This window comes from Spongiactinospora gelatinilytica (assembly GCF_003236385.1).
In the GTDB taxonomy this organism is placed as follows: domain Bacteria; phylum Actinomycetota; class Actinomycetes; order Streptosporangiales; family Streptosporangiaceae; genus Spongiactinospora; species Spongiactinospora gelatinilytica.
This window is the reverse complement of the sequence record NZ_POUA01000250.1, coordinates 1-11662: the sequence shown is the minus strand read 5'-3', so window position 1 is coordinate 11662 and position 11662 is coordinate 1. Positions and strand designations below refer to the sequence as shown.

Genomic DNA, 11662 nt, shown 5'->3' with positions numbered 1-11662 from the left:
GCCACGGCCGGGGCTGGCCGTCCGGGGTCACCGGACGGGCGATGAAGGGATCGGCCCACCGGCCCCGCTCGGGCATCACGAGGTGGGCGGAGGCGGGGTCGTCGAACGGCACGGCGCCGAGAACGAGCCTGCCCTGGAGCCGTACCTGCTCCGAAAGGGCACGCAGGGTGCCGGCCGGGCCGACCACGTCGCCGACGCCCTGCGCGAGCAGGGTGTGCTGCGGCGAGGAGAACAGCGAGGAATGACCGGGACGATACTCGCCGAGCAACTCGGACGCGGTGACCGGCTCATAGGAGATGGTCAAGGTCTGACCCTTTCGGGGGTCTGGGGGAACGGCCTGCGGGTCGGCGGTGGCCGACCCATGGCCATTGATCAACTAAGGTAAGGCATACCTAATCTTTAGTGATTAGTCGCCTATGTCAAGCCCCCGGCAAAGTGTCGTGCTTCACAAGATTTCACCTCTTGACTTCAGGGCCAGTCCCGTGAATGTTAGGTAAGGCTTGCCTTACCTTAGCTATATTCCTTTCAGCCCGCGAAGGTGGCGATCGAACGTGTCGTTGACCCCCGAACGCGTCCGCGAGGACGTGGCCGAAGTGCTGTCCGCGCCCGCCGCCGACATCCCGGAGGAGGAGAACCTGCTCGACCGCGGCCTCGACTCGATCCGGGTGATGACCCTGGTCGAACGCTGGCGCGCGGCCGGGGTCGAGACCACGTTCGTCGAGCTGGCCGAACAGCCCACCCTGTCGGACTGGTACCGGCTGGTCGGCGAGCGGCAGGAGCAGGCCCGATGACGACGCCCGCCCGCGCCTAGGCCCGCAGCAGGAACAGCAGGAAGAGGTCTCGTTGTCCCCCTCCACAGAGGTGCTCCCGCTCACCGGAGGCCAGCTCGGCGTCTGGTACGCCCAGCGGCTCGATCCGGCCGACCCCCGTTACAACGTGGGCCACTACGTCGAGCTCACCGGCCGGCTGGACCCGGCCCTGTTCGAGCGCGCGGTGCGAACCACCGTCGGCGAGGCGCAGGCGCTACACGTGCGGATCATGGACGCCCCCGGCGGGCCGTGGCAGGCGCTCGAAGCGGATCGCGGGGAGTGGCCGCTGCCGGTGCTGGAGCTGCCGCGCGGGCAGGCGCTCACGGCCATGCGGGCGGACCTGGCCCGGCCGGTGGACCCGGTCGACGGGCCGCTGTTCGCCGGAGCCCTCTACCGGACCGGGCCGGAGTCCTGGCTGTGGTACATGCGCTACCACCACATCGCGGTGGACGGCTACACCGTCGCGATGATCGCCAAGCGGGTGGCGGCCGTCTACACCGCCCTCGCCGCCGGTCACGACCCCGGCGACGGCCCGTTCGGGCCGTTCACGGCGATCCCCGGCCAGGAGCGGGAGTACCGGGCGTCGGAGCGGCACGAGCGCGACCGCGAGTGGTGGGCCGCCAAACTGGCCGGCGCGCCGCAGGTCCCGGTGCTCGCGCCCGGCGAACCGGCCTACGGCTTCGTCCGGCACACGGCGTCCTTCCCCGGCGACGCGCTGCTGCGCGTGGCCAAGGAGGCGGGCGCGACCTGGGCCGACGCGGTCACCGCGGTCACCGCGGCCTATGTCCACCGGATGACCGGCCTCACCGACATCGTGCTCGGCATGCCGTTCGCGGGGCGGTTCGGCGGCCCGGCGATGCGCTCGCCGGGGATGGCGGTCAACGTACTGCCGCTGCGGCTCGCCGCCGGGCCGGACGACACCTTCGCGACGCTCATCCGCCGGGCCGCCGCCGAGATCGCCGAGGCCCGCGCGCACCAGCGCTACCGTGGCGAGGACCTCCAGCGCGACCTCGGCCGCACCGAGCCCGGGCGGCGGCTGCACGGCCCCTCGGTCAACATCAAGGCGTTCGACTACGAGCTGTCGTTCGCGGGCGTGCCCGGCGTGGTCCGCAACCTGGCCGCGGGGCCGGTGGACGACCTGGAGTTCTCCTTCTACAAGTCCCCCGACGACGAGCTGACCCTCGAACTGGACGGCAACGCCGGCACCTGCACCGAGGACGACCTGGCCGCGCACGGCGAGCGGTTCGCGGCCTTCGCCGCCGCGCTCGCGGGCGACCCCGCCCGGCCGCTGGCCGGCGTACCGCTGGCCACCGCCGGGGAGCGGGAGCGGGCCATCGCGGACGCCTCGGGCGGCGACGCCGCCCCCGGCCCTTCGATCGCCGCGGCGTTCCGCGCCCAGGCCCGGCTGACCCCCGCCGCGGTGGCGGTGCGCGACGGCGCGGGCGCGCTGACCTTCGCCGAACTGGACGAGACCTCCGACCGGCTGGCCGGGCTGCTCGCCGCGCGCGGCGCGGCCCCCGAGCGGATCGTCGCCCTGGACCTGCCGCGCGGCACCGGCATGATCGTCGCGCAGCTCGCCGCGCTGAAGTCGGGCGCGGCCCAGCTCACGCTGACCGAGGACCTGCCCGCCGACCGGCGGGCGGTGATGCTCGCCGACGCCGCGCCCGTGCTCGTCGTCACGCCCGGCACGCTCGCCGAGGCCGAGGCGGCCGGATCCGCGGCTGCCGCGCCGCTCGCCGACCCGCCGCCCGCGTCCCTGGCGTACGTGCTCTACACCTCCGGGTCCACCGGCACGCCCAAGGCCGTCGCCGTCACCCACGGCTCGCTGTCGGCCCTGTGGCGGCACCACAACGCCGGGCTGCACGCCGCGGGCGCGCGGCGCAGGGTGGCGCACTCCTACGCGCTGTCCTTCGACTCGGCCTGGGAGCCGTTCCTGTGGCTGGTGTCGGGACACGAACTGGTCATCCTGGACGAGCACCAACGCCGCGACCCCGCCTGCTACTCCGGGGTGGACGTGATCGACGTGACGCCCTCGCTGGCCGTCCGCCTGGCCGAGGCCGGCGTGCTGGAAGGGCCGGGGCGGCCGGGGCTGGTACTGCTCGGCGGCGAGGCCGTCCCCGAGGGGCTGTGGCGGCGGCTGCGCGAGATCCCCGGGCTGGCCGCCCGGAACGTGTACGGCCCGACGGAGTTCACCGTGGACGCCCTGACCGCCGACCTGGCCGACGGCCCCACGCCGGTCATCGGCCGCCCGGTGACCGGGGCCCGCGCGTACGTGCTGGACGGACGGCTCGCCCCGGTGCCGCCGGGCGTGACCGGCGAGCTGTACCTGGCCGGAACCGGCCTGGCCCGGGGCTACCTGAACGACCCCGGCCGCACCGCCGCGCGGTTCGCCGCCGACCCCTTCCGCCCGGGCGAGCGCATGTACCGCACCGGCGACCTGGCCAGGCGGCGGCCGGACGGCGCGCTTGAATACCTCGGCCGCGCCGACGACCAGGTCAAGGTACGCGGCCACCGCATCGAGCCGGGCGAGGTCGAGGCCGCCCTGGCACGGGTGCCCGGCGTGACCGGCGCGGCCGCCGCGCTGCGCGACGGCCTGCTGGTCGGCTACGTCACCGGCGCGGGGCTCGACCCCGCCGAGATACGCGGCGCGCTCGCCGCCCGGCTGCCCGCCGCGCTGGTGCCCGCCGCCGTCGTGGCGATCGGCGAACTTCCGCTCACCCCGCACGGGAAGCTGGACCGCGCCGCACTGCCCGCCCCCGAGTTCACCGCCGGGGGCCGCGCGCCGCGCGACGAGGTGGAGGCCGCGCTGTGCGGGGTCGCCGCCGAAGTCCTCGGCCTGCCCGGCGTCGGCATCGACGACAACTTCTTCGAGCTGGGCGGGGACAGCATCCTGTCCATCCAGATGTGCGGCAGGGCGCGCAAGGCGGGCCTGCTGATCACGCCCAGGCAGGTGTTCGAGCGGCGTACCGTGGCGGCGCTGGCGGCCGTCGCCGAGGCGATGCCCGCCCGCCAGGCCGACGACGGCACGGGCGTCGTCCCGGTGACCCCGCCGGTGGCCTGGCTGCGCGAGGCGGCCGGGCCCGGCCGCACGCCGCCCGCCTACACGCACTCCGTCACCCTGGACGTACCGGCCGGCCTCGGCGAGGACCGCCTGGCCGGAGCCGTGCGGGCGCTGCTGGCCGCCCACGACGCACTGCGCGCCCGGCTGCTGCCCGACTGGTCGCTGCTGGTCCCGCCGCCGCACGAGGCGCGCCCCCGCGACCTCATCGGCCCGCCCGGCCTGATCGACCCGGCCGCCGGGCGGATGGCGGCCTTCACCCTCCAACCCGGGCGGCTCACCGTGACCGTCCACCATCTGGCCGTGGACGGCGTGTCGTGGCGCATCCTGCTGCCGGACCTGCGCGCCGCGCTGGCGGGCCGGCCGCTGGAGCCGGCCGGCACCTCGCTGCGCACCTGGGCCCGGACGCTCGCCGAACGGGACTTCGCCGGCGAGGAGGCGTACTGGGCCGCGCTGCTCGACCGGCCCGCCCCGCCGGTTCCCACGGCCGCCGGAGACCCGGACGCCACGCTGGTCACCCACGCCCCCGCCGATCTCACCCGCGACCTGCTGGCCGCCGCCGCGCGCTGCCGGACCAGGCCGGACGAACTGCTGCTCGCCGCGCTGGCCCTGACCATCGGCGGTGAGGACCTGCTGGTCCAGGCCGAAGGACACGGCCGCGACCTGGACGACCGGCTGGACCTGAGCCGGACGGTCGGCTGGTTCACCGCCGAGCACCCGGTGCGGGCGGACCTGACCGGCGCGGCCACCCCCGATCAGGTGCTTCGCCGGGTCAAGGAGGCCGTGCGCGGGGTCCCGTCGCGCGGCGTCGGCTACGGGGTGCTGCGGCACCTGCGCGGCCGGCTGCGCGGGCTCGCCGAGCCGCGTATCCTGTTCAACTACCTCGGGCGGTTCGCCGCCGGGGCGGCCTTCTCGGCCGCCGGAGAGCCCGCCACGCCGTACGCGCTCACGGTCAACGCCTTCCTGCACGACGAGCCGGACGGGCCGCGCCTGGCCGTCCACTGGGCCTCCCCGGACGGGACGGCCGACCTCGCCGGCATCACCGGGCGGTGGACCGCCGCGCTCGCCGCCGTGGCCGCGGCCCCCGGCGCGCTGATCCCCTCCGACCTGCCGCTGGTGTCCCTCACCCAGGACCAGATCGACCGCCTGCCGCCGGGGACCGCGGACGTCCTGCCGCTGTCGCCGCTCCAAGAAGGGCTGTTGTTCCACGCCGCCCACGACGAGACCGACGTCTACACCTCGGTCACCTGGCTGGACGTGGACGGCCCCGCAGGCAGGCTGCGCTCCCGGATGGAGGCGCTGCTGGCCAGGCACGACGCGCTGCGCGCCGCGTTCGTGACCGGCGACCTGGACCGGCCGGTGCAGGTCGTCCCGGCCCAGGTGGAGCTGCCCTGGCGGGAGGTGGACCTGAGCGACGCGCCCGAGCGCCTGGCCGACCTGGAGCGCGAGGAGCTGGCCCGCCGCTTCGACGTGAGCGCGCCGCCGCTGGTGCGCTGTGTCCTGGTACGGCAGGCCGCCGGCCACCACCGGCTGCTGATCGTGAGCCATCACCTGGTGGCGGACGGCTGGTCCACCCCGCTCATCGTGCGCGAGCTGGTGTCCGGCGCGCCCGCGACGGCCGCCCCGCCGTACCGGCGCTACCTCGCCTGGCTCGCCGGGCGGGACCGGGCGGCCGACGCCGAGGCGTGGCGGACGGCGCTGGCCGGCCTCGCGTCCCCCACGCTGCTCGGCGGAGGAGGCCGGGCCCGCACTCCGGCCACCCCCGCCGACCTGCGGGTCCGCCTGCCGAAGGGCGTCGCGGACGGCCTGCGGGAGCTGGCCCGCGCGCACGGGCTGACGCTGAACACGATCTTCCAGTACGCCTGGGGCCTGCTGCTGGCCCGGCTCACCGGGCGCGACGACGTCGTGTTCGGCGCGACCGTCTCCGGCCGCCCCGCCGATCTGGACGGCGTCGAGGGCATGATCGGCCTGTTCAGCAACACCGTGCCGGTGCGGGTGCGGATCGCCCCGGGCGAGCCTGTTGGGGCGGCGCTCGCCCGGGTGCAGGCCGAGCAGGCCCGCCTGCTCGGCCACCAGTACCTCGGGCTGGCCGAGATCCAGGCGCTCACCGGGATGAACCCGCTGTTCGACACGCTGCTGGTGTTCGAGAACTACCCCGCTGGCACCGCGGAGTCCGGCGACCTGCGCGTCACCGGCGCGGGCAACCGGGGCTACACCCACTACGCGCTGACCCTGCTCGCGCTGCCCGCGGGCGACCCGGTGCTCGGGCCGGGCGGCGACGATCTCGGGCTGGTGCTGGAGTACCGGGCGGACCTGTACGACCGGGAGCGCGCCCAGGCGTTCGCCGACCGGCTGGCCCTGGTCCTCGCGGGCATCGCCGCGGGCGAGCCGTCCGGCCGGATCGGCGTGCTGCTGCCCGGGGAGCGCGAGCGGCTGCTCGGTGAGTGGATCGACACCGCCGCCGAGGTCCCCGGCGGCACCGTGGCCGACGTGTTCGAGGCCACGGCGTCGGCGACGCCGGAGGCCACCGCGCTGGTCACCGAGGACGGCTCGCTGACCTTCGCCGAGCTGAACCGCCGGGCCAACCGGGTCGCCCACGCCCTGATCGCGCTCGGGGCCGGGCCGGAACGCCTGGTCGCGCTGGCCCTGCCGCGCACCGCCGACCTGGTGGTGGCGCTGCTGGCGGTGCTCAAGACCGGGGCCGCGTACCTGCCGGTGGACCTGGACTATCCGGAGGAACGGCGGCGGCTCATGCTCGCCGACGCCGATCCGCTGCTGGTACTGACCAAACTGCCCGGCACCGACGAGGGAGAGACCGCCGATCCCGTGGTGGCCAGGGACCCGCGACACCGGGCGGCGGTCATCTACACCTCCGGCTCGACCGGCCGCCCCAAGGGCGTGCAGATCGAGCACGCCGGGCTGATGAACCTCTACCGCGACCACAGGGACACGATCTTCGCCGACGCCGTGGCCGCCGCGGGGGGCCGCCGGCTGCGCGCCGCGCACACCGCCTCCTTCTCCTTCGACTCCTCCTGGGAGCAGTTGCTGTGGCTGCTGTGCGGGCATGAGCTGCACCTGTTCGGCGAGGAGACCCGGCGCGACGCGGAGGCCACGGTCGAGCTGGTGCGGCGGCGCCGGATCGACACGCTGGACGTGACGCCGTCGTTCGCCGCGCAGCTCGTGGAGTACGGCCTGCTGTCCGGCCCGCACGTCCCGAGGCTCGTGCTGCTCGGCGGCGAGGCCGTGCCGAAGGCGCTGTGGCGGCGGCTGCGGGAGACCCCCGGACTCCTCACGCACGACTTCTACGGGCCGACGGAGTTCACCGTGGACGCGTTCGGCTCGCGGCCGGCCGCGAGCGAGGACCCGGTGATCGGCCGGCCGATCGCCAACACCCGGGCCTACGTCCTGGACGGCGGGCTGCGCCCGGTCCCCCCCGGCGTGCCCGGAGAGCTGTACCTCGCGGGGACCGGGATCGCCAGGGGCTACCTGAACCGGCCGGGCCTGACCGCCGCCCGGTTCGTCGCCGACCCCTTCGGCGGCGGCGGGCGGATGTACCGCACCGGCGACGTGGCCAGGTGGCGGGCCGACGGCACGATGGAGTTCCTGGGCCGCGCCGACGACCAGGTCAAGCTGCGCGGCTACCGGATCGAGCCGGGCGAGGTCGAGGCGGCGCTGCTCGCGCTGCCCGGCGTCACGCGGGCGGCGGTGATCGTGGCGGACGACCGGCTGGTGGCCTACGTCGTCTCGGCCTCCGAGATCGACCCGGGGGCGCTGGGGCTGCCGCCGTACATGGTCCCGGCGGTGGTCCGGATGGACGAGCTGCCGATCAACGTGCACGGCAAGCTGGACCGGGCCGCGCTGCCCGCGCCCCAGGCGGCCACGGCGAGCAGGGCGGCGCGCGACGAGCGCGAGGAGATCGTCCGCGGGGTGTTCGCCGACCTGCTCGGCGTGCCGGGGATCGGCCCCGGCGATGACTTCTTCGGCCTCGGCGGGCACTCGCTGCTGGCCGCCCGGGCGGTCAACCGGCTGCGCAGGCTGCTCGGCGCGCCGGTCGGGATCAGAGACCTGTTCGAGTCGCGCACGGCGGCACGGCTGACCTCCCGCCTGGGCCGTGGATCCGCCGGGAGCGGCGCGGCGGCCATCGTCCCGATGGCACGGCCATCGCGGGTGCCGCTGTCGGACGCGCAGCGCCGGCTGTGGTTCCTGTTCAAGCTGGAGGGCCCGAGCCCGGTCTACAACATCCCGCTGCGGCTGCGGCTGCGGCCGGGGGTGGAGGAGGAGGCGCTGCGGGCCGCGTTCGCCGACGTGACGGCCCGGCACGAGGTCCTGCGCACGGTCTACCCCGACGAGGGCGGCACGCCGTACCAGCGGGTCGCCGACGCCGTCCCGCCGTTCGAGACGGCCGAGGTCGGTGCCGGGGAGCTGCCCGCCGCGCTGGCCCGCGCCGAGGCGCACGCCTTCGACCTGGCCGCCGAACCGCCGCTGCGGGTGACCCTGTTCCGCCTGCCCGGTGGCGCGGCCACGCTGTCGGCGGTCTTCCACCACATCGCCTCCGACCAGTGGTCGGAGGGTGTCTTCCTGCGCGACCTGGCCGCGGCGTACGAGGCCAGGCGGCAGGGCCGCGCCCCCGCGTGGGACCGTCCGCCGGTCCAGTACGCCGACTACGCCCTGTGGCGGACCGGGCAGGACACCACGGCCCTGACGGAGTTCTGGCGGGAGGCGCTCGCCGGGATCCCCGCCGAACTCCCGCTGACCGCCGACCGGCCGCGCCCGCAGGTCCCGTCCTACCGGGGCGGCACCGTGCGGCGGCGCCTGCCCGGCGAGGTCCACCAGGGCGTCGCCGCCCTGGCCCGGGCCACCGGCACGACCCCCTTCATGGTCCTTCAGGCCGCCGTCGCCGTGCTGCTGTGCCGCCTCGGCGGCGGTACCGACGTCCCGCTCGGCGTACCGGTGGCCGGACGCCCCGACGAGGCGCTCGACGACGCCATGGGCTGCTTCGTCAACACGCTCGTGCTGCGCGCCGACGTGAGCGGCGACCCGACTTTCACCGAACTGCTGGAACGGGTCCGCGAGACCGAGCTGGCCGCGCTGGCCCACCAGGACCTGCCCTTCGAGAAGCTGGTCGAGATCGCCGCGCCCGCCAGGTCCCTGGCGCGCCACCCGCTCTTCCAGGTCCTCACGCAGTACCACCGCGCGGGCGGGCCGTCCCCGCTCGGCGAGGTGGAACCCGACCTCAGCGTGCACGCCCGGTTCGACCTGGCCTTCACCGCCGTGGACGACGGCGAGGCCACCCACCTGTCGGTCATCCACGCCCGCGACCTGTACGACGAGGAGACCGCCGGGCTGCTCGCCGACCGGCTGATCCACCTGCTGCGCCAGGTGACCGCCGATCCCGGGCTGCGGGCCGGCGCCGTTGACGTGCTGTCCCCCGCCGAGCGGGAGCTGATCGCCCGGGTCGGCGCGACCGCGCGGGAGGCACCCGAGGACACGGTCGGCCGGCTCATCGCCGCGCGGGCCGCGCGCACCCCGGCCGCCACCGCCGTCGTCGCGCCTGACGGTCTCACGCTGACCTACGCGGAGCTGGAACGCAGGGCCGGGCGGGTGGCGCGGGCCCTCGCCGAGGCGGGCGCGGGGCCGGAGACCATCGTGGCCATCGCGATCCCGCGATCGGCCGAGCTGATGACCGCGCTGCTCGCGGTGCTGAAGACGGGGGCGGCCTACCTGCCGATCGACGCCGAGCTGCCCGCCGCGCGCCGGGAGTTCATGCTGGCCGACGCCAGGCCCGTGCTGGTCCTCACCGCCGAGGACGTGCGCGCGGCGTGGGAGTCCGGGGAGGCGTCCTTCGAGGATCGCTCCGGTCCGGCCCACCCGGCGTACGTGATCTACACCTCGGGCTCGACCGGCGCCCCGAAGGCCGTCGTCGTCGAGCATCGGGCGATCGTCAACCGGCTGGCCTGGACACAGGCCGAGTACGGGCTGACCGCCGATGACCGGGTGCTGCAGAAGACCCCGGCGAGCTTCGACGTGTCGGTGTGGGAGTTCTTCTGGCCGCTGTGCGCGGGGGCGGCGGTGGTGCTCGCCCCGCCCGGCGCGCACCGCGACCCGGCCGAGCTGACCCGGCTCATCCGGGAGCACGCCGTCACCACGGCGCACTTCGTGCCGTCCATGCTGCGCGGCTTCCTCACCGACCCCGGCGTGCCCGGCTGCTCCGGGCTGCGCCGGGTGCTCTGCTCCGGCGAGGCGCTGACCGCCGATCTGGCCGCCGCCTTCAGCGCGGCCCTGGACGTGCCGCTGCACAACCTGTACGGGCCGACCGAGGCGGCGGTGGACGTGTCGGCGCAGCCGTACGAGGGCGACCCCGGCGGGCCCGGCGTGCCGATCGGGCGGCCGGTGTGGAACACCCGCCTGTACGTGCTGGACGCCGCGCTGCGGCAGGTGCCGGTGGGCGTGCCGGGCGAGCTGTACATCTCCGGCCGCCAGCTCGCCCGGGGCTACCTGAACCGGCCCGGCCTGACCGCCGCCCGGTTCGTCGCCGACCCGTTCGGCGGCGGCGGGCGCATGTACCGCACCGGTGACCTGGTCCGGATGCGCCGTGACGGCGCGCTCGAGTTCCTGGCCAGGACCGACGACCAGGTGAAGATCCGCGGGCACCGGATCGAGCTGGGCGAGGTGGAGACCGCGCTGCGCGCCCTGCCGGGGGTCCGCGACGCCGCCGCGGCGGCGGTGGACGGCCGCCTGATCGGCTATGTCGTGGCCGCCGGCGCGGACCCGGCCGCGCTGCGCCGGGAGCTGACGACCCGGCTGCCCGCGCCCGCCGTACCCGCCGTGATCCTCCCCCTGGACGCCCTCCCGCTCACCACGAGCGGCAAACTCGACCGCCGCGCCCTCCCCACACCTGCCGCCACAGCACCCGCTACCAGGGTGGAGAGCGCGGGGAATCCGTTCGTGGCGGCGTTCGCGGAGATCCTCGGGCTGGAGTCGGTCGGTCCCGACGACGACTTCTTCGGACTCGGCGGCGACAGCATCATGTCGATCTCCCTGGTCGCACGTATCCGGGACGCCGGGCTGGAAATCACCGCCAAGGAGGTGTTCGAGCACCCGACCCCGGCCGGTCTGGCCGCCGTCGCCCGTGGGCGGCAGGCCCCCGCCGAGAGCGCCGGCGAGAGCATCGCCGAGCCGCTGGAGGGCCCGGTCCCGCTGCTGCCCGTGGTCCACTGGCTGCGCGAGCAGGGCGTCCCGGTGCGGGACTTCCACCAGGCGCGGCTGCTCCAGGTGCCCTCCGGCCTGGGCGCGGAGGCGGTGGCCGCCGCCTTCGACGCGCTCCAGCGCCGCCACGACGCGCTGCGGCTGCGGCTGTCCCGGCCGCATCCGGCCGTCTGGTCGGCCGAGATCGCCGACCCGGTGCCCGCCGAGGTGCGCCGGGTGAGCGGCCTGGCCGATCTCGCCGGTGAATACCGCGCGGCGGTGGACCGGCTCGACCCCGGCGCGGGCCGCGTGCTCCAGGTCGTCTGGTTCGACCTCGGCGACGCGCCCGGACGGCTGCTGGTGGTGGCCCACCACCTGGTGGTGGACGGGGTGTCCTGGCGGGTACTGCTGCCGGAGCTGGCCGCCCTGCTGCGCGGCAAGACGCTCACCCCGGTCCCCGTACCGTACGCACGCTGGGCCCGCCGCCTCACCGCCGAGGCCCAGGAGCCCGCCGCACTCGCCGAACTCGACCACTGGCTCTCCACCCTCGCCCCCGGCGCCCACCACCTCCCGCACGGCGGGCGTCCGCGCGTCCGCGGCGGGCGGGAGG

At 75.8% G+C, this 11662-nt stretch carries 2 protein-coding genes and 1 pseudogene; 2 read left to right on the top strand and 1 reads right to left on the bottom strand.

Annotated features, from left to right (window positions below):
- Positions 1–304, bottom strand: a pseudogene (locus tag C1I98_RS26390) (hypothetical protein); the annotation flags it as partial.
- Between the two features lie 247 nt (positions 305–551).
- Between C1I98_RS26390 and C1I98_RS26385 the strand changes: the two are divergent.
- Both C1I98_RS26385 and C1I98_RS26380 read left to right on the top strand, forming a co-directional pair.
- Positions 552–791, top strand: a complete 240-nt coding sequence (locus C1I98_RS26385; protein ID WP_199537226.1) for a phosphopantetheine-binding protein — start codon at positions 552–554, stop codon at positions 789–791.
- 52 nt (positions 792–843) lie between these two features.
- Positions 844–11662 (top strand): non-ribosomal peptide synthetase (locus C1I98_RS26380; RefSeq protein WP_146607641.1); only part of this gene is annotated, 10819 nt, incomplete at its 3' end.